The organism is Mariprofundus ferrooxydans PV-1 (assembly GCF_000153765.1).
Taxonomy (GTDB): Bacteria; Pseudomonadota; Zetaproteobacteria; order Mariprofundales; family Mariprofundaceae; genus Mariprofundus; species Mariprofundus ferrooxydans.
The window spans coordinates 99,654-120,239 of record NZ_DS022294.1 but is presented as its reverse complement, the minus strand read 5'-3'; the positions used below and the strand labels follow the sequence as shown (position 1 = coordinate 120,239).

Sequence of the window (20,586 nt, the reverse complement as noted above, 5' to 3'; positions counted from 1 at the left end):
AAGGGGATGGTATGATATTCAAAGCAGTATGCCGGCCCGCTCTCATGCTGTCGCGTGTAGCTGGCATTATCACAATTTTCTTCGCTCTTGCTCCGTCGGTTCAGGCAGGCGTCGGCATGCTCGATCAGGGGGAGTCCTTGTATAACGGAAGTGTGAACTTTTCCGGAGGCAATAAGCATTGGGACGTACAGCGTCAGGTCATTACATCGGTTTGTCAGCGCAGAAACGTCAGTCTGCTGCAGGGGTATGAGTATGGTTACTCCTATTTCCACACGATTTTTGCCAGTGTGAACTTTGCCTATCGCAGGTGCGGACAGATCAACCGTGCGGCGAGGGTGAATCCGATCACCGGTCGGGTCAGGCCGGGCTACACCCTGATTGGCGGCCCGAATGCAGGTATTGGCGATGTACAGGTAGGTGTAAGAACACGCCTGAATCATCGTGGTACGGCTGCCTGGGAGGCGCTGTTGATCATCCCGACCGGGTACGATAATAATAATCCTTCGCGACTGGGGCGCGGGGCGCTGGGGCTGGGGCTGGGGCTGAAGTTCTCATCTGATGTGCCGAATATGCTTGTGAAGCGCAGTTCATGGGGTTGGACCCTTGGCACGCGTTATGTCTACTTTTTCAGCGGCAAGGGCAACGTTCTGACCTCATTTCTGGAGACGCAATATGCCTTTACCTCGACCGATTTTCAGCAAACCGGTGACTATGCCGGCTTGCGCATCAATCACAGTGTCAGCTTCGGTCGAAACGGACTACAGAGGCAGCTATTTTTTAACCAGGTACCCAGGAGTATGACTAACTCCGACCAAATCACGGTCCAACTGCGTTATTCGCATGCGTTTACAGGTACCGGCTGGTCGACGAGCGTGCATGCAGGAAAGACCGTCTTCGGCCGGAATAACCCGATTGACTACTTTGCAGGCATGGGCCTGAGTTATCGTTGGAGAGACTAATTGATCAATCGTAACGCGATTCTGGCTTGTGCGCTGCTCTGGGTGGCGCTATCTGCAGGTTCACTTAGTGCTGCGGAAGGGGATACGTATGCGTTGCTGGCGGCATCCAGTCTGCGTAACGGTCCGGATAGCGCCTATGCGCCGGTTGCCGCGCTATCCGCCGGTGACCGGGTGATAGAGGTGGCCAGAAAAGGTGACTGGATTAAAGTAAGACAGGCTTCAGGTTCGGCGGATGGTTGGCTCTATGCTGCGTCGGTGGAGCAGGTGAGTGCGAAAGGTGGGCAGACGATTCTTGCTGCCGGATCGGCTGCTGCATCGGCAGTCCCTACACAGACGGTTGCACCGGTAGCGATTACTCAATCGACGCCGACCATCCCCCCGGGCGGACAGAACGCGCAGGAGAGCAAGCCTGCTGTGCCGGTGGTTACTGAACCTGTTGTACCGAATGTGATATATCAGGGAAAAGGTCAGACGATCACAGCGACCGATTTGCTTGATGCACCGCAGTCGCAGCCGATTGCGGCTCCCGCGAAGCAGCAGTCTGTATCGCCGTCGCCGGCACCTGCTGCGTCTCATCATCCCCTGGCTGCAGAGTCAAACACACCCGCTGTCGATACAACTGCCGTCATGCCTGTGCAGCAAGATCAGGGAAAGACTCTTTCTCCAGCGCAGGCATCGCCCGTAGTGACGCCCACCCGTGCTGCTGATTCGCCGGCAGGTGACCAACAGGCTTCAGTGCCGGCCGAAAAAACGGCAACAACGCCGATTATGCTGTGGGATGATGCTGTTTTCGGGCAGAATCAAACAGGAAGCAGTAGTCAGACGGCAGCAGCGAGCCCCTCGCATGATACCGCTGCAGCAACAGACACTGCATCCGCATCGACAAAGCCCGAAAATGTAACACCTGCACCGGCCTCTGATCCGACTGTCGCCCGCGCTGCTGATACTACGGTATATCGTTTTAATCGTCCGTCCAAACTGCGCGCAGGCCCCGATTCGAAATATGATATCGTAGGCTGGGGCGGGGTGGACTCCTATGCTGACGAGATCGACCATAAAGGGAACTGGATCAAGATACAGATGCAGGTCAGTAAGCGTACCGGCTGGGTTTACCAGCCATCGTTGACGCCTGTGAAAGCGAAAGAACTGCCAAAACAAGTTGCTGCACCGGCAGACCCTGCTTCTCCTGGTGCACAGGTGTTGGTTAACGAAACGCCAGCTTCGGAGAAGGCAGCGGCAAAGACAACCGACCAGGCCCTGGAGGCCGGCGGGAAAGTTGACTCCGTACAGACAGCCGCAGATGAACCAGCGATGAAATTGCTCAGCGATGAGCATGGTCAGCAGGTAGGCTTGAGCGATGCGCTGTCGCCAAGTGTTCCGGTGGATCATACTGCCTCAGACACTGTTATAGAGCCTGCTGCCGACAAGGTCAGCGCTCCGGCAGCTGTTGAAACGACAGCAACTTCAGATGCAGCCGGCACGGTTTATCGTTTCAACCGTCCGTCCAAACTGCGCGCAGGCCCCGATTCGAAATATGATATCGTAGGCTGGGGCGGGGTGGACTCCTATGCTGACGAGATCGACCATAAAGGGAACTGGGTCAAGATACAGATGCAGGTCAGCAAACGTATCGGCTGGGTTTACCAGCCATCGTTGACGCTTGTGAAAGCGGCAGTATTGCCAAAGGAGCCCGCCGTATCTGTAACTGCTAACAGTGCAGAGGGATCAGGTGCCGCTGCCTCTCCGACAGAATCTACTCCGGTGGCTGCAACTGCTGCCAAGACTGCGGTCGAACCCGGGCCGGTGATGACAGCAAAGCCTGCACCAATAGCTGCAGCGCAGCCGCCGGTACTCACATCAGGCACTAAAACTGCTGCAAAGCCGGAATCAATCAAGGTAGCGCCGCAAAGCGAGCATGCGATTTATCGTACCACGACGATACGTAAAGGACCCGGATCACTCTCTGACATCATGGGGTGGGCTGGTGCAGGCGCAATGGTCACGGTACTGGCCCAGCAGGGTGGATGGGTGAATGTTCGCATGCAGGAGAGTGGGCGGACCGGCTGGATTGATATCGGATCCATACAGAAAGAAGCCCCGGCGACAGTGGTTGCTGTGAAGCAAAAGGCCGCACCGGCAGAAGCAGCCGTAAAGCAGAAATCGGTAGCACCGGCAGCTGCTGCAGAGAGCCCAGCCGCAGAGGGTAAGGCGGCTGTTCCGGAAGTGGTTGCGCTGAAGTCCGCTACTCCGAAGGCGGAGGCCGTGCCGACAGCAAGCACTGCAACTGCACCGGAAAGAAATCTTTATCGGTTCATTCGCAACTCAACATTACGTGCCGGTCCGGGCGCCAATTATGATGTCGTAGCTTGGGGCGGGGTGGATTCATATGCCAGTGAACTGGAGCTGAAGGGTGACTGGATCAGGGTGGAAATGGAGGTGAGCAAACGCATTGGCTGGGTGTATCATTCATCTCTGGTTTTGGCCAAGGCGGGCCGGAACAGATCCGCTCCTGTGACGGTCGCTGCTGAGAAGGTTGCGAAGATTAACCCGGATCAATTGTATTTCTTCAGTCAGACCAGCGATCTGCTTGCCGGGCCGGGCAGGCAGTTTGACAGAATTGGCTGGGTTGGACGTGATGAGTCGGCAACGATCATTGACAGCAAGGGTGACTGGCGAAGAGTCAACATGACCATTAGCGGAAAACGCGGTTGGGTTCCGGCTGACCTGTTGAAGTTGGCGCTGGCAACAGGCGAGATCATAGTTGATGACGCTAAGTCGACTGCTCCTGTCAAAAAAACCGCTATTGCTGCGTTCAGTCATTATCAGCAGGCACGGGTTGTGAAAACAGCCACACTGCGTACGGTGCCGAGTATTGACTCGGGCATGGTAGGCTGGGTAGCTAAAGGGGAGAGGGTTAGCGTACTGGAGCAGAAGGACGGGTGGATGCGGGTAAACCCGCAACAGGTTGGTGAAAAACCAGGCTGGATCAGAGGCAGTTATCTGACATTAATCAATGCTCCGCCGGGCGTTACCATGATCGGTGACGGGCAGCCTGCATCGGCATACAGCAATCTGATTACACATGGAAAAACATTCAATTACTCTCATGCAGCGCTTGAGCAGGCCCTTTATCGAATTCCGATTGAGGAAATTGAATTGACGATCGGCGAGGATGATCTCAAGGCGCTGTTTCGCAAGGGTATATATGACCAGTCAGCTTTTCCTGTCGATATCCTGCAGGATAAACGCAAACTCACCGGTACAATTCAGGTGCTGGGCAGCTCCACGCGCGTATTTCGTAAGAAGTCGTTGCGTATCAAGCTGGACAAGGATGGCGGTCGCTGGTTCGGCCGGCGTGATATCGCGCTGCGGTCGATGAGCTCCGATAAGGCGATGATGCGGGAATGGATGGCCTGGAAGTTGATGGAAGCCATGGGCATGAAAGTGCCGGATGTGCATTTTACCCGTGTTCGATTTAATCACGGAGAAAAAGTCGCGCTATACCTCTCTGTCGAGTGGATGGGTAAGGAGTTTTTTGCTTCCAACGGTCTGGATCCAAAAGGCGAGTTCTTCCAGCCTAATGACGCGGCGCACTGCGGCGATCTCTATACTGCGGATAATATGGATATCTGCTTTGATAAAATCACGCCTCAGGATGGTGATTACAGTTCGCTCAGTAACATGGCAAAAGCCATGAATGCGGCCACATCCGAGAATATGGATCAGGTGCTCGAAGAGTATTTTGATGATGAAACGGTGTTGAACTGGATTGTTGCCAATGCTCTGGTGACCAACGGTGATACCTATAACAAAAACTACTGGCTATATCATCAGCCGGGTGGCGGAAAGTGGACTATGGTACCATGGGATTACAATCTGACCTTTGGTCGGACCTATGACCCGTATGGCGTCAGGCCGTTCACCATTTTCAATGATAACTTTCAGTATTATTACGCGCCCGATGTCGGTGCAGGTAACCCGCTCAAAGACAAGGCGCTGCGTAACCCCGTACTGCGTGCGCGTATTGATGCGAAGATCAAGCATCTGATTGGCCTGGAACCCAATGGTCCGGCAGACACATTCGGCTGGTTTTCACCGACAGTGATGGAGGCGAGGATCGGTAATCTTGCTTCAGTGATCGGCAAGGAAGTCAGTAAGGATACATTCCTCTCTTATGGAAAAGAGGATTTTACCAAAACCTATGAATCGCTGATGCATTACACAAAGGCACACGATTACTTTCTCAAATACAAGTTGTTTGGCAGATTCGACTGGCAGCCGGACCAGCCCAATCCACCTCTGATTGACTGGCCGTTGCCGAAAGAGCTTGTCGGTCAGGGCGTCATTAAGGCAGGTACGAGCCAGACTCATATGGTTGATACGGGCTGGGGCTATTTTGTGGCTGATTTGAACCTGGATAAGCCGTTGAAAAAAGATACTGCATTCAAGGTGATGGTTGAGGGCGGGGCTGCGCCCAGGTATCTGCCTCCGACGAAGTCGGCCAGTCAATGCATCCAGAGATCATGGGTTGTCTCTGCCGAGACTCCCGGTGCAGACGTACATGGTGATGTGATGTTCGAATATATACAGGAGAACTCAAGGCGCACCGAGGTACCGCAGACGCTGCATGAGGATTTGCTGGAATTATGGTTGCTTGACGGTAATCGCTGGAAGCCTTTAAAGACTGATGTGAATCAGTACTCCAATACATTGATGGCCAGAGATATCGATATGAAATACGGAGAAGCCAAACGCTTTGTTGCCTGTAGCCCGTTCTAGCTTTATCCGGAAAGAAGTTGTGTTCAACAGGAAACCGGGGCCGACCAGTCTGCTCTCATGCATTCGACTTGAGTTGCTGCTAATATGCCCGCCTGTGAAGTTGCAGGTGTAACAACAGTTCCGGTTTTCTGCAGGCAGCCCGAATCGCTCCTGTATATCATGGTGGAAAACGTATCGGTAGTTCGTTCTGTCATGATGCGTTCGATTAAAACAGAGGGTGGAACACGACGATAATGAAAATTACACAGCTGATGCATGGTGTCTGGGACAACATGAGAGGGCCGGAAGGCAAGGCAACCTTTATGTTTGCCCTGCGGCTGTTTCTGATCCTGTTTGCATATTATCTGTTAAAGCCTGTTCGTGAGGCGTTGATTCTTGTCGGTGGCAGCGCCGAAATCAGGAGCTATGCGCTTGCCGGTCAGGCGGCTTTATTACTGTTGCTGGTGCCCTTTTACAGTGTACTTATTCGCCATCTTCATGGAGACAGGCTGTTTCACTGGGTTACGGTATTTCTTGCCGGAAATATTCTGCTGTTTTACATCGCCGGTTTATACGGGTTGCACATTGGCGTGATTTTTTTCATCTGGCTGGGTATTTTCTCAGTGGTTCAGATCTCCCAGTTCTGGACCATGGTCAGTGATTATCACTGCGTTGAGAAAGGCAAGCAGCTTACATCATATATTGCGATAGGTGGTTCGCTGGGTGCGATGTTTGGTGCGATGATGGCCAAGTTTATGTTTTTGCAGCTGGGCACTTATGGCTTGATGCTGGTGGCTATCGGAATGTTACTGCTGGCTGTGATGATGCCAGGCGCCAATATCGCCATGAAGCGGGAGAGTCAGGAATCAAGTTCGGAGTCGATCCAGCATCTGCTTGGCGGTCTCAAGCGTGTTATGGATGTACCATATCTGCGCTGGATTGCAGCATCAGTGGTGCTGCTGAATCTGATTAACTCCACCGGCGAATTTGTTCTGGCAGACTTTGTCACAGCGGAAAAACATGGCGCTCAAATAGGTGAGTTCTACGCGACATTCTATCTCTATGTGAATATTGCTGCACTGTTGTTACAGGCATTTATTGTGCGCCCGCTATATCAGGTTATAGGCGTCGGCGGCGCACTGATCAGTCTGGCTGTGATCAACCTGTCGATGTATCTTTCGGTACTGTTCTTCCCTGTTCTGGCCTGGTTTGCCATCGTGAAGATGGCAGATAACAGTATTGATTACTCCGTAGCCAATACGACCAAACAGATTTTATTTCTGCCGCTGGATCGTTTTACACGCTATGAGGGGATGCAGGCGATCAATACCTTTTTTACGCGCTTTGGCGACCTGATTCAGGGTGGTATTATTTATCTGGTGGTTCACATCATGGGGTTGCCAACGATGTATCTCGTCGGCACCAATATCGGTCTGTGCCTGTTATGGTTACTGGTGACGATCAGGGTTAGCCGCAAGTTTAAATATCGTTCCGAGCAGGCTTCGGAACATGGCTATGCCAGGAATTTGAACTCCGGAGAGTGATGATACCGGGGCGACTACGATTATATGAAAAAAGATGATCATTGATGATCACAAACAAGGGTGAGGATATGAATTATAATAGTATCAAAGCAGTAGTACTTGCCGGGGGTTCCGGTACCCGTTTGTGGCCGCTGTCACGCCAGCAGTTGCCCAAGCAGTTTCTCAAACTCAATGGAGACGAGAGTATGCTGGGAGCGACAATATCCCGACTCTCACCGTTGGTGGAGCGTAGTGACGCCTGGGTCATCACCGGTGAAAAGCATGCCACAGGTGAGGCATTTTCGGAGCTGGATGGTTTGCATCTGATTTTGGAGCCGTGTGGCCGTAATACGGCACCTGCGATTGCTGTAGCAGCTGCTGTTATGCTCGACTTCAATAAAGATGACCCTGTGATGATCGTGTTGCCATCAGACCACCTGATCACCAAAAAAGAGGCTTTTCAGAAGTGTCTGAAGCAGGCTATTGAGGTGGCGATGACAGACCAGCTGGTTACCTTCGGGCTGGTTCCGGATGCGCCGGAAACAGGCTTCGGTTATGTGCAGGCCGAGCCGGAAGAGGGTGCGATTCACAAGGTACTCCGTTTTGTTGAAAAGCCGAATATTGCTGCCGCTGAGCAGATGCTGGAGGAGGGCGGTTATTACTGGAACTCGGGCATGTTTGTCTGGAAGTGTTCGGTAATCCTGGAAGAAGTTAAACAGTATCTGCCCAGCCTGTGGACAGTGTTGGAGCGCATGCGTGCCCGCTGGCAGACTGGAGAGCCGTGGCAGGAGGTTGTTCGGGACTCATTTGCCGATATGCCTGATGTCTCCATTGATTATGGCGTGATGGAAAAATCAAAGAGGGTGTCGCTGGTAGCAGCTGATATCGGCTGGTCAGATGTCGGCAGCTGGGATGCCGTGCATGAAATGGCCAAACACGATGAAGACGGCAATGAAATCAGCGGTAATGTGCTGGCAATCGATTGCAAAAACTCACTGCTGCGTAGCGAAGGTCGCTTGCTGGCGGCAATCGGTCTGGAAGATATTATCGCGGTGGAAACGCCGGATGCCATCCTGCTGGCCAGGGCAGGTCAGAGTCAGCGGGTGAAGGAAATTGTTGGCGAACTGGTGAAAACCAAGGGGACGCTGCATCTGGAGCATGTGACTGTGCGCCGGCCGTGGGGTAGTTATACGGTACTGGAAAATTCGGGACAGGGTTACAAGCTTAAACGCATTGATGTGTTGCCGGGAGGGCGCCTTAGCCTGCAGTCGCATCAACATCGTGCCGAGCACTGGGTCGTTGTTTCCGGTACGGCCACCATTACATGTGGTGATTTGACCCGTACCGTACCTAAGAATGGCGGTACCTATATCCCTATCGGTGAAGTGCACCGGTTGGAAAACCGCGGCAAGATGCCGTTGCAGTTGATTGAGGTGCAGGTGGGAGATTACCTCGGTGAAGATGATATCGAACGCTTTGAGGACAGTTACGGTAGGAAAAAATAGACGTTTATTGATTCGCTGCTGATGCAATATGCACTTGCAATGGCAGTTCGCCTCGCGAGTATGTCCTGATGAGCCTGAATCGTTTCATGATTAGCATCGGTATACTACTGGCGCTATTGAATGCATCCGCTGCATATGCCGGCAGTGCTGTGCGGGATATCCGTTTGTGGACGGCTCCCGATCATAGCCGGCTGGTATTGGATCTCAGTGGTCAAATTTCCTACAAACTGTTTCGCCTGCATAAACCGGAACGCATTGTCATTGATATGATGCACACAACAATGCAGGCGAGTCTGGGTAAACTGGCGCTGCCGGATCCGGTGTTGAAGTCCATTCGTCATGGCAAACCTGAAAAAGGCGTTTTGCGTCTGGTGTTGGATGTAAAGGAGAAGGTGCAGCCGCGCTCCTTTCTCCTTAAACCTATGCAGGGAAAGCCATACCGGCTGGTGCTGGATCTGATGCGGCCGGAGCAGACACAGAGGGATGCCGTGGCTGCAAGCAGTCGCTCGAAAAAAGGAATTATCGTTGCGGTGGATGCAGGGCACGGTGGTGAAGATCCGGGTGCAATCGGGCCACACAGGGTGATGGAGAAGGATGTCACACTTGCGGTGGCGAAAAAACTGGCTGCTGCTATTAACAAGATGCCCGGAATGAGTGCTGTACTGACGCGTAAGGGTGACTACTTTGTGCCGTTAAAGCGCCGGGTAGCACTGGCCAGAAAAGCGCATGCCGACATGATGATCAGCATCCATGCTGATTCAGTGCGTCAAAGAGACGTGAAAGGAGCCAGTGTGTACATGCTCTCCGATCGCGGTGCGACGCAGGATAGGGCAGCCAGAGCGCTGGCTGCCAAGGAAAATGCCGCCGATGAGGTGGGTGGTGTGACGCCGCTGGATCAGGTGTCTGACCCTCTGGTGAGCCGGATTCTTGGCGATATGTTCCGGCGTGACAGTCTCAATAGTTCACAGATGCTGGCTGAAGAGATGTTGCACAGGCTGAAAAAAGCCGGGCCGATCAAATACTCATCGCCCAAACGTGCCCGTTTTGTCGTGTTGCTGGCCATGGAAATTCCCAGCGTGCTGGTTGAGCTGGATTATATCTCCAATCCGTCACGCGAAAGGCAGCTCAGAAGCAGCAAGCATCAGAAGGCGCTGGCGGAAGCTCTGCTGGATGGCAGCGTCGGTTTCTTTGAGAAGATGGGACGTCTGAAAACATCAGCCAGAGATCAGTCGTCGGTACGTTCCCCTTATGCTTCGTTATAATATATTTCCAACGGGAGTCTGAGTGACACGTTCATCAATGGGTTTATACCGGCGCCTGCTGGGTTTTTTGATGCCCTACAAGGGGCGGTTGATTACTGCGATCTGTTGTATGGTTGTGCTGGCCGCCTGTACGGCTGCAATGGCGTGGATGCTTAAGCCGGTACTCGATGAGGCATTAACCGGCAAGAATACGCACCTGATCTACCTGATTCCTCTGTTGATTATCGGTCTCTACCTGATCAAGGGAGCAGCTTATTTTGGTCAGGCTTATCTGATGGGTTATATCGGCCAGCATGTCATCTTTGATATGCGTAACCTGCTGTATCAACGTTTGACGGCCCAGTCGCTGTCATTTTTTGCTCATCGCAAGACCGGTGAGTTACTGGCACGCCTCTCCTATGATGTGTCGCTGGTGCAGGCTGCGGTCAGTACCGCCGTGACAGCGCTGATGCGTGATGCAATATCCATTGTGTTTCTGCTTGGTGTCGTATTTGTGCAGGACTGGTTGCTGGCACTGATTGCCATGCTGGTGTTTCCTGCCGTGATCTATCCAATTGCCCGTTTCGGCCGGAAAATGCGCCATGCAACACTGGATGGACAGGCTGCGATGGGGGATTTGACCAGCCTGCTGGAGGAGACGGTCAGCGGTATTCGCGTGGTTAAGGCTTTTGGTATGGAAGAGTATGAGCGCTCGCGTTTTCGCCGCTTTACCGGTGATTTTCTGGTGCATCAATTGCGTGTATTTCGTGTCAATGCACTCTCTTTTCCGATTATGGAGCTATTGGCCGGTTTCGGCATTGCCGGAGTACTGTTTTACGGCGGTATGCGCGTGGCCTCAGGTGAAACCACCGCCGGTACGCTGGTATCCTTTCTGGCGGCGGTGATTATGCTTTATGAGCCGGTCAAGCGCCTGTCACGGGCTAATAATGATATACAGCAGGGGCTGGCTGCCGGCGAGCGCGTGTTTGAGGTGATTGATGAACCGGTTGATGTAGAGGACAAGCCTGACGCGCTAAGCGCCGCGCCCTTTTCACAGTGTGTTTCCTTTAACCATGTCGACTTGCGTTATGCCGGGACAGAGAAGTCCGTGCTCAATGATGTCAGCTTTGATGTGGCGGCAGGTGAAGTGGTGGCGCTGGTAGGGCGCAGTGGCGCAGGCAAAACATCGCTGGTTAATCTGGTGCCGCGCTTTATGGATGTCAGCGCCGGTAGCGTGTTGATTGATGGTGTGGATGTGCGTGAGCTCAGTCAGCAATCGCTACGTAACCAGATTGCTTTGGTGACGCAGGAGATCATCCTGTTTAACGATACCATCCTGAATAATATTGCTTACGGCCACGATCCGATTGACCGGGACAGAGTTGAAGAGATTGCCCGGGCAGCAAACGCACACGAGTTTATTTGCAAGCTGCCGCAAGGGTATGACACGATGGTGGGCGAGCGGGGGGTTATTCTCTCCGGCGGCCAGCGTCAGCGCATCTCTCTGGCGCGAGCCCTGCTCAAGGATGCGCCGATTCTGATTCTGGATGAAGCAACCAGTGCGCTGGATACCGAATCCGAGCGACTGGTACAGCAGGCTATTGATCGATTAATGCAGGGGCGCACAGTGATCGTGATTGCCCATCGCCTCTCCACGATTCGCAATGCCGACCGCATTGTCGTGCTTGAGGATGGACATATTGCCCAGATGGGCTGTCACGAAGAGCTCTTGAGTGCCGGCGGCCTCTATGCCGAGCTCTATCATCTGCAGTTCGAGGCGCGTGAGGTACCTGACAGGGGGGTGGACGGAGAGAACGGCGGGTGAAAGATCGCTTTGTTACCTGGCTTATTCCGCGCCTGATCCGACTTATTTTTCTGTTTCTGGTCAATACAATACGCTGGCAGGTGGTTGGCGAACCTTATTCCCGTCAAGATCCGAAACGATACCTCTATGCCTTCTGGCATGCGCGTATGCTTATGATTCCGCGTATATCGAGAAATCGTGCGTGGCACGGTTACATGTTGATTTCCGAGCATCGGGACGGCGGATATATTGCCGATACCATGCATCTGCTGGGGATCGACACGGTGCGTGGATCAACCACGCGCGGAGGCGCACGTGCCATGCTGAAAATGCTCAGGGCGGTCAGGGATGAGAACCGGCATCTGGCAATCACGCCCGATGGCCCGAAGGGGCCGCGCGAAGTGGTGCAGAAGGGGACCGTTCAGCTGGCCATGAAAGCCGGGTTACCTGTTGTGCCGGTCTGCTACGCCACAAAGCGTCACTGGCGTGTGAATTCATGGGACCGTTTTTATATCCCGCAGCCGTTTTCCAGGGGCGTATTTGTTATGGGCGATCCGGTCAGTGTATCAGAAGGCGATGATATGGACGATGCGCTCAGGCGCGTTCAACAGGCGATGGATGATGCACAACAAACAGCGGACAGTTTTTTCGATCAAGACTGAAGGCAGGGAGTGTGATCAGCACAGGGTGTTCAATATTGATAATCATATGATGAACATAAATCTTGCTATGTGAGAGAGCAGTCACGAATTGTCCTTGTAATACAGGGTTAAGGGCTGTCTGTTTTCAGTTCAACTGATTGATGCAATAGGTGTATTAAATCTCTCAGCCGGGGTTTCAAATATCAACTCCAAGAGCGTAGGATTAAAGCTGGAGTGAATATGGAATACCGTATCTCTGATATGCAACTGAATCGTATTAAAAGAAAGGGCTATTTCATGATAGCCATGGCTTTGATTCTCGGGGTGTCAATGTTTTACGTTGTTTCATCCGTATTTCTTCGTGCAATAATATTTATTGTGCTTACGGGAGCTCTGGCTCCTATGTTATGGCTCATTTTTCGCATTGAGCTTCCCTGGGAGCAAAAACACAGGCTTAAAGTTGAAGAGGAATCTTTAATTTATCTCAATGACGGGACTGCAAGCAGGCTTAAATTTTCAGCTATACAAAGCGTTACTATTGAGTGGGAAGGCGAAGAAATTCGATGCATAATCATAGACAGAGGGAAAGGTATGACGGAAGAAATGCCGAAATACGAAGATATCGACCTGCTTGTTTCTGAAATGGAGGAAAAACTGCCTCCTGAAAAGATAAGCAATAATAAGAAAGCACATTTTAAGATTCGTTTATAGACAGTGTTAATCACGCTCTCTGTTTGTGAGTCACTGGTCTTCAGGAATGACTGATCTCCAGCCAGGCGCCTTCGAGCAGGCCGGCATCGACAACATACATGCCTGCATAACCCCAGCGAGTGAGTACCGTTTCAACAATGGCAAGACCTGCGATAATCAAATCGGCTCGACCGGGCTCAATGGTGCGGATGACTTGCCGCTCGGTATGGTCCATAGACAGCAGCCGCTCACGCAGTGATTCAAATGCAGTCAGACTCATCCAGTGATTGTTGATGGTGTCTGCATTATAGGGGCAGAGATCCAGCTCGGTGGCAGCCAGCGTTGTTACGGTGCCGGCAGTACCAACCAGATGCCGGGGCGGTGCAACGATGCCCCAGTGCGCCTCGACATCGGCCAGATGCAGGTTGGCGGCAGCAAGCATCGCCTGGTAATCGCTTGCTGATGGCGGATCGGAGTTCAGGTGTGCTTCAACCAGACGGACAACACCCATTCTTGTGCTGATCGCATCCCGGCAGTGGTGATTATTTGCACGGATAAACTCGGTACTGCCGCCGCCTATATCAAATAGCAGCATATCTGCACGCGTTGCCGGTTTGAGCACGGCGCCTGCGCCGGACAGTGACATGCAGGCTTCGCTGTCCCCGTCGATGATGCGGATGGCGATGCCTGTTTCAGTCTGCACCCGGTCGCGAAAGGCTACGCCATTGGCCGCTTCGCGCATGGCGGCGGTGGCGACTGCCAGCGTATTTTCGGCAGACACCTGATGCTGGCTGAGGATTTCTGCGAATTCAGCAAAGGCCGTCATTGCGCGGCTCATGGCAGCGTCGGCCAGCCGGCCGCTATGATGCAGTCCTTCGCCGAGACGGATAATGCGGTGGGTATAATATACCGTGCGCCACGGCGTATGGTGGTTGGTGGCGGTTGTTTCACCGATGAGCATGCGGAATGTGTTGGAGCCGATATCAATGGCGGCGAAACGCTTAGTCATACATATGATCTCTTGCTACCTCGACATAATGGCTGGCGGAGCGCTGCAGAAACAGTTTCTCTTCCTCGCTGAGTTCGCGCCTTTCTGTGGCCGGGCTGCCGGCGTACAGATAGCCGCCGCGCAGTATCTTGCGCTCGGTCACCAGGGAGCCTGCGGCCAGCAGGCAGCCTGCTTCCAGTACGGCCTGGTCCATAATAATCGAACCCATGCCTACCAGAGAGCCATCCTGAATCTCACAACCATGCAGGAGAACCCGATGACCGATGGTGACATCATTACCGATGATACAATCGCTTACGCCGGTACTGGTATGCAGCATACAGTGATCCTGGATATTACTGCGCTCGCCTATGCTGATGTCGCCCACATCGCCACGCAGCACACTCTGGTACCAGATGCTGGAGTCTTTGCCGATACGGACCCGCCCGATGACATCGGCCGAGTTTGCGATAAATACGGATGCGGCTATCTCAGGTTGCCAGTGCAGATAGGGCTTGATCATGGTTGCTCCTGAGTGGGGGCGACGGCGAGGGTGACAACAGGAAACTCGGCTTCGCGTATTTTTTTATCCAGATGATTGATAAGCGTAACATGCAGTGCCGATGGTGGTGTGTTCTCATGCCATAACAGCGTACCCTCCATAAACAAATGCGTGGTCATCTCATATTTGATATCCGTTTTACCATGCGGGTCGGTCAGGCTAAGAATCGTCCCGTCGGGCATGCGGGTGGAAAACTGCAGGTGTCCCAGTGCCCAGCGCGGGTAATTCTCTCCCTTGACCAGCACCAGCTGATATTCAATGACCCCTTTATCTTTTTGCCACTGCGCTTCGGGATGGAGTACATGCACACCGCGTACGGTCCGAGCCGCCAGCACATCATCAAACATGGAGAGGCGTTGCCGGATCAGTTGGCGGTCTCTGATATCCTGATGGATTTGCTGCTTCAAGCCGCTGATCTGACTATCCCGCAGTGAGATTTCGGCTTCTGCGCTGGCAAGTTGAGATTGCAGTTTCTGTTGTGCCGCTTTCAGGGTGTTGGTCTGCCGGACAACTCCTTCCTCCTGTCTGGTGACTCCCAAATGGAATCCGGCATACAGGGCAATACCGGCGAGGGCGGCAGCGGCCAGTAGTACGGTCGCCGGGTGAGCACTGAAAGACCTGCTGTCTTTACGGTCCGAGGCTTTACCGAAAGGGGGAACCAGTGGCTTTGACGCATGTTTCGCGCGGCCTGGCTTATGGCCAGGTTGCATGTACACTCAGCCCGGCACCTTCATCCAGCGAGAACATCAAATTTGCATTCTGTACGGCCTGCCCTGCAGCGCCCTTGAGCAGGTTGTCGATACAGCTGACAATGACAACTTCATGCTCACCAACTACCGAGATGCCGATGTCACAGCGATTGCTGCCGCATACGCCGCCTGTAGAGGGCAGTTCGCCTGCCGCCAGAACGCGCACAAACGGCTCGTCGCTGTAAGCTTCCTGCAGGATAGCATGCCAGCGATCCACCTGCTTCCCTGAGAGATGCAGGGTGGTCAGCATACCGCGAGTCATCGGCAGAATATGCGGGACAAAGCGGATGCGGACGGGGGAGCCGGTAAAACCCTCAGCCCACTCCTCCATCTCCCATGCATGTCTGTGCCGGGGCATGCCATAGGCTTTTACCGATTCGTTGATTTCACAATAGAGCAGATCTGTTTTGGCGCTGCGTCCGGCCCCCGATGCGCCTGATTTGGAATCCACAATAATACCGTCGGTATCCAGTAGTCCGGCTTTGAGCAGCGGAATCAGCGGCAGCAGTGTTGATGTAGGGTAACAGCCGGGGTTGGCGACCAGTGAAGTGGCGGCGACCCGGTCACGGGCGTGTTCGCACAGTCCGTAGACAGCCTGCTGGAACAGCTCCGGGCAGGGGTGCTCCACTGCATAAGCCTGCTGATAAACTGCCGCTGACTGATGGCGAAAATCCGCTGACAGATCCACGACTTTTTTTCCCTGAGACAGGGCGTTGGCCACGCTGGTTGCGGCTGCGGCATGCGGCAGGGCGGTAAAGACCAGCTGCACAGCTTCCGGCAACGGCGCATCGGCGGCAGCCAGTGTCATGTCAGCGGTGCGTCCGCCACAGCCGGGCAATACGGCACCGGCTGCTTTGCCGGCCTGCGAATGTGCAGCCAGATGGGCAATGGTGAAATGGGGGTGGCCGTCGATCAGCCGGATCAGTTCTGCGCCGGTGTAACCGGTCGCGCCAAGAATGGCTACAGGTATCTTCATAGTGCAGGTATGCTACGTGCTCCCCCAAAAGCTTCAAACAGTTTAATAGGGGTCGTTATTAAGCAGGTCGGGCGGAATGAAGCCGGTAATTCTGTGAACCGTTGTACTGATGTTTCCATCATCCAGCAGTTCCAGCCAGCGGTAGCCGGGCGAGATGTCGGCAAGCGCGAAGTTGTCTGTGCCGGGAGTGAACTGTACGCAGGTGGAGGGGCTGCCTAACACGCGCACGCCATCATGTATGGTATCGAAGGACTGATGAATATGGCCACACAACAGAGCACGCACATGTGAGTGCTTGTGAACGATTTCCCACAGTGCATCCCTGTTTACCAGATCGATCTCATCGAGCCAGCGGCTGCCGATGGGAATGGGGTGGTGATGTAGTGCGATCAGGGTATGGATTCCGGCCGATACCGATAGCAGTTGCTGCAGTCTCTCCAGCTCGGATGCGGGCAGCAGGCCGGATATGTGTCCGGGATGATGCGAGTTCAGTGTGATGATCTGCCAGCGTCCGGACAGTAGCCGGTCGCTGTACGCCCCGCGCGCTCTCAGGGCGGGGATCAGTGTGCCGCTCAGGTAACCCAATGCGGCGTGATTGCCCGGTGTCAGCATCATGGGTGCCTGCCAGTCGGGCAGCATGGAAACAAGCCGGTGATAGGTTTCCGGCTGCTCATCCTGAGCCATGTCGCCGCCCAGAATGACAGCATCCACGACAGGAAAACTGCGGTAGGCATCGGCGAGAACAGCAGTGAAACTGTCGTGGGGGCGGATACCCTTGAGCAGGCTGGCAGGATCGCTGTAAAGGTGTGAATCGCTGATATGCAGCAGTTGCAGGCTCATGACCTGTTACCTGCTGCTTTTTCTGCGAGTTGACGCAGCCGGGCGGAGAGGTCTCCGGAAATACTGGTTGCATGAGCCTGAAAGGCGGGGCCCGACTGATCGTCAAGTTGACCGGTAACCTTGGCATAGAATGATGCGTCGCTGTTTTGTGATGATATGCCGGTAAGGCTGATGCGGATATTGCTGAAGTCGTCACATGGCTGATCCGCCCTGATATGCATATCCCGTCTGCCTGCGCGCAGGATGACTCCGGAAACAGATTCGGTTCCATGCTTTTCGGTCAGTTGCATAATCCTGATCGACAGAGGTGGTGTCATCTCGGTCAGTACTCCATCGACCTTTTCGGGGAGGTGAGCGGCGGCATCGCGGTCGATAATACCGCCAATATCGTAAAGGGTCATTTCATGGGAGATACCCTTGGGCATCACCGACATTTTTCCGTCAATACGCAGTTCTGCCCCGCAATCGGCCAGTGTGCTTTCCGAAATCAGGATCTGACCACCGATGGTATAGGACTCGATACGGGAGGCTGTGTTGACAACGCGACCGACTACGCCGTATTTGCTGCGTTTGTGAGAACCGATATTGCCGACGATGACTTCGCCGGTATGCAGCCCAACGCCCATCTCCACCTCCGGATAACCGCGTTGCCGGAATTGTCGATTAACCTCTTTCATGGCCACCTGCATATCAATGGCGCAGCGGATGGCACGCAGGCTATCATCGGCCCGCTGCAGCGGGGCACCGAAGATGACGAGGATCGCATCGCCGATAAATTCATCGATGGTGCCCTGATGCTGCTGGATCACATCGGTCATCGTGGCGAGAAAGATATTGATCATCTCAACAACCGTTTCAGCCGGCAGTCGCTCGCCAATGGATGTGAACCCGCGCAGGTCGGCCATCATGATGGTGACCTTGCGCTTTTCCCCGCCCAGTTTCAGGCCGTGCGGGGTATCAATCAGCGCATTGACGATATCTTCCGACAGATAGCGACCGAACGTCTCGCGGATAAACCGGTAGGCCGAACGCAACTTCAAATGTGTGGCAACCCGCGCCAGTACCACTGCAGGCGTTACCGGCTTGCTAATATAATCCACGCCGCCGACTTCGAAACCGAGAATCTCATCGCGTGTTTCATTTTTCGCGGTGACAAAGATGACCGGGATGCCTTCGCTGCGCGGATCTTCCTTCAGCTTCCGGCAAACCTCGTACCCGTCCATGCCGGGCATCATTACATCCAGCAGTATCAGATCCGGCGGCGTATCGGTGGCGCACAGTTTCAGCGCCTGCATGCCGTTGATGGCAACCTTGACCTTGTATGTGCCTTTCAGGATACCGCGCAGCACATCGATATTTTCCGGTGTATCATCAACAACCAGGACTGTAGCTTGTTCGTTGTTCATATTGCTTAGTGAACCTGGTGTTCGGCCTGTGCGCGGCTGTTTTCAAATAGCGCCCTGAAATTCACCGGTTCAAGTAACAGGGGCATGAAACCGCCATCAATTGTCAATTGACTGATGAGCTGGCGAGCATAAGGGAAAATAATCGTGGGGCACTCTACGCCAAGCAGTATCGGCATCTGTTCTTCGTCAATATGCCTGATATAAAATACTGCTGCATGTTCAATTTCTATTTCAAACAGCAACTGTTCGTTCTGGCTCTCGTGAGACGTGATTGAAATCTTTAACGATACTTCCCAGTGATCAGCATCAACCTGCTTGTGGGCCACGCCCATGTTGATCTCAAATTTAGGCTGACTGGCCGGGAGGGTATAGATGCCCGGTGCATTCGGATTCTCAAACGAGATGTCCTTTACGTATATTTTCTGCAAGCTGAAAGCAGGTGCGTCAGTATCAGCATCCTGCACGTTATGGTCTGTCATCGGCTTTCCTTCCTTGATTATGATTAAAAGCAATTAGACTGTTTTTATGAGACTATGCAAGTGCGGAATGACGCGGCAGCGATGGGAAGGGCGGCTGTTAACCCTGAAAGTGAATTGTGTATGGTGACGACGTCTGTTGGTGTCGGCCTGATTTTCTGCCGGCTGAAGAGCCTGCCTGTTCCGCGCTATTGCAGGCGGGAAGGATCGGCCGGAGTTGCAACGGCTGCACGAAGCGCATATTGCCCCGACAGAGCAATGGCAGAACATAAGTGACTTCGATTGACGCCGGATACACAGGCCTGTACTTTGGCCGAATGCACCGATCAGGAGTCAATCGGGCTTATAAGTGCTGCTTGCTCGGCGAGTATGGAGTCAAAGGTATGTTCCTGCCCGGCTGTGATCACGCTAAGCCCGTCACTGGCTCCTGGGTGTAATTGCTCCCTGGGAGGGGAAATGCTCCGTTTATTGTTGGTCATGCTGTTTTTCAGTTTTACACATCTCTCTGCGCCATTGGCCTCAGAGCTGAATGATGCAGCGGCTTCTCCGGTACAGGATGAAGGGCGCGTTCAGAAGTCATCCAGGCTGATTGGCGAAGCTTTTTTCAACATTGATGACGACTTTAAGGGAATGGCTCTCTATCCGTTTGAACACCCCCGAGAGACCCTTTTTTTTCTGGGAGGTATCGGGGCTCTGGTGGCCGCAGACAAGCCGGTAACACGTTACTATCAGGATAAAGTTGAACCCATCTTTAACGGCTATGCATTGAAAACCCCTGCTGCTGCAAAAGGGTTGGGTTTAAACGGAGCCGACAGCTACCTGGTACTCGGTATAGCCGGTTCGTATGCGTTGGGTGTCGCCTTCAATGATGAGAAATCGCAAAAAGCAGCGTTGTTGGCCGGCAAGGCTACTGCTTACTCAATCATGATCTCTCACCTCTTGCTGAAGACGATTACCGGTAGGCAGAGGCCGGTATCGAATTTGAGGACGGCGACCGGCGATCAGCCGCCGTTTACCACCAACCCCTACGCATTTGGCCATTTCAGCAAGCCACGTCTGGGTTCTTTTGCCGGTGGCAGTTCGATGCCATCATATCATTTCACACAGTATTTTGCCGTGGCGCGGGTTTACGCCGAGGTGTACGATAATTATCTGATACCTTATGGCGTTGCTGCAGCCCTGCTTGCATCCGATATAAAGGGCCATCGCCACTGGGTCTCCGATATGGTGGCCGGCGCCCTGATCGGAACGGTGATCGGCGGTGTGGTTGCCGACAATGCTGAGGATGCAGCAACGGCACCAAGCACCATGTTTATTCCAGCCTATACCGGCGATCAAATCTCCCTGAACTTTTACCATCAGTTCTGACCGGTTTTTGTATTTACGCCGACAGCTGCCGGATAAATAGTGTGGAGCAAGTGCAGGGCGAATATATCTGCGCATCCCTACAGTGATGCGGGCAGGGCCT

Annotated in this window: 16 protein-coding genes; 9 read left to right on the top strand and 7 right to left on the bottom strand. The window is 53.5% G+C overall.

Annotated elements, in window-relative coordinates; translation table 11 throughout:
• The first annotated feature begins 44 nt into the window (after nt 1-44).
• The 8 genes from SPV1_RS00555 to SPV1_RS00520 all read left to right on the top strand — a co-directional run bounded on the left by SPV1_RS00555 (nt 45) and on the right by SPV1_RS00520 (nt 13,142).
• The gene (locus SPV1_RS00555) at nt 45-959 is read left to right on the top strand and encodes a hypothetical protein (protein WP_009849119.1); all 915 of its coding nucleotides are present in this window, start codon (nt 45-47) and stop codon (nt 957-959) included.
• Nucleotides 960-5,738 carry a CotH kinase family protein gene (locus SPV1_RS00550; protein WP_009849118.1) on the top strand — a complete coding sequence of 1,593 codons (4,779 nt, stop codon included), beginning with the start codon at nt 960-962 and terminating at the stop codon, nt 5,736-5,738.
• A 233-nt stretch (nt 5,739-5,971) separates the two neighbouring features.
• Entirely contained in the window at nt 5,972-7,261 is a 1,290-nt protein-coding gene (locus SPV1_RS00545; protein WP_009849117.1) for an NTP/NDP exchange transporter, read from the top strand.
• Between the two features lie 44 nt (nt 7,262-7,305).
• A complete protein-coding gene (locus SPV1_RS00540; protein WP_009849116.1) occupies nt 7,306-8,745 on the top strand; it encodes a mannose-1-phosphate guanylyltransferase/mannose-6-phosphate isomerase in 1,440 nt (479 codons plus the stop codon).
• Nucleotides 8,746-8,813: 68 nt separating this feature from the next.
• Nucleotides 8,814-10,007 (top strand): N-acetylmuramoyl-L-alanine amidase, encoded by a 1,194-nt coding sequence (locus SPV1_RS00535; protein ID WP_009849115.1) that lies wholly within the window; start codon nt 8,814-8,816, stop codon nt 10,005-10,007.
• A gap of 37 nt (nt 10,008-10,044) precedes the next feature.
• A complete protein-coding gene (gene msbA / locus SPV1_RS00530) occupies nt 10,045-11,811 on the top strand; it encodes a lipid A export permease/ATP-binding protein MsbA (protein WP_009849114.1) in 1,767 nt (588 codons plus the stop codon).
• Nucleotides 11,808-12,452, top strand: a complete 645-nt coding sequence (locus tag SPV1_RS00525; RefSeq protein WP_009849113.1) for a lysophospholipid acyltransferase family protein — start codon at nt 11,808-11,810, stop codon at nt 12,450-12,452. The genes msbA and SPV1_RS00525 overlap by 4 nt, the downstream gene beginning before the upstream one ends.
• 219 nt (nt 12,453-12,671) lie before the next feature.
• Complete coding sequence (locus SPV1_RS00520) at nt 12,672-13,142, top strand: hypothetical protein (protein ID WP_009849112.1); 471 nt, start codon at nt 12,672-12,674, stop codon at nt 13,140-13,142.
• 40 nt (nt 13,143-13,182) lie between these two features.
• Here the strand turns inward: SPV1_RS00520 and SPV1_RS00515 are convergent, their stop codons facing one another.
• The 7 genes from SPV1_RS00515 to secB are packed head-to-tail and all read right to left on the bottom strand — an operon-like array spanning nt 13,183 to nt 19,106.
• A complete protein-coding gene (locus SPV1_RS00515) occupies nt 13,183-14,130 on the bottom strand; it encodes a Ppx/GppA phosphatase family protein (RefSeq protein WP_009849111.1) in 948 nt (315 codons plus the stop codon).
• Nucleotides 14,123-14,632, bottom strand: a complete 510-nt coding sequence (locus tag SPV1_RS00510) for a gamma carbonic anhydrase family protein (protein WP_009849110.1) — start codon at nt 14,630-14,632, stop codon at nt 14,123-14,125. The genes SPV1_RS00515 and SPV1_RS00510 overlap by 8 nt, the downstream gene beginning before the upstream one ends.
• Entirely contained in the window at nt 14,629-15,381 is a 753-nt protein-coding gene (locus tag SPV1_RS00505) for a hypothetical protein (protein WP_009849109.1), read from the bottom strand. The genes SPV1_RS00510 and SPV1_RS00505 overlap by 4 nt, the downstream gene beginning before the upstream one ends.
• The gene (gene argC / locus SPV1_RS00500) at nt 15,365-16,396 is read right to left on the bottom strand and encodes an N-acetyl-gamma-glutamyl-phosphate reductase (RefSeq protein WP_009849108.1); all 1,032 of its coding nucleotides are present in this window, start codon (nt 16,394-16,396) and stop codon (nt 15,365-15,367) included. Before argC ends, SPV1_RS00505 begins: the two co-directional genes overlap by 17 nt.
• A gap of 42 nt (nt 16,397-16,438) precedes the next feature.
• On the bottom strand, nt 16,439-17,236 hold the full coding sequence (locus SPV1_RS00495) for a metallophosphoesterase (protein ID WP_009849107.1): 798 nt from the start codon (nt 17,234-17,236) through the stop codon (nt 16,439-16,441).
• Nucleotides 17,233-18,642 (bottom strand): adenylate/guanylate cyclase domain-containing protein, encoded by a 1,410-nt coding sequence (locus SPV1_RS00490; protein ID WP_009849106.1) that lies wholly within the window; start codon nt 18,640-18,642, stop codon nt 17,233-17,235. The genes SPV1_RS00495 and SPV1_RS00490 overlap by 4 nt, the downstream gene beginning before the upstream one ends.
• 5 nt (nt 18,643-18,647) lie before the next feature.
• Nucleotides 18,648-19,106 (bottom strand): protein-export chaperone SecB, encoded by a 459-nt coding sequence (gene secB, locus SPV1_RS00485; protein WP_231288218.1) that lies wholly within the window; start codon nt 19,104-19,106, stop codon nt 18,648-18,650.
• Nucleotides 19,107-19,574: 468 nt separating this feature from the next.
• Here secB and SPV1_RS00480 point away from each other — a divergent pair, with 468 nt between their 5' ends.
• Nucleotides 19,575-20,486, top strand: coding sequence for a phosphatase PAP2 family protein (locus SPV1_RS00480; RefSeq protein WP_009849104.1), 912 nt, complete (start codon nt 19,575-19,577; stop codon nt 20,484-20,486).
• Nucleotides 20,487-20,586 lie beyond the last annotated feature (100 nt).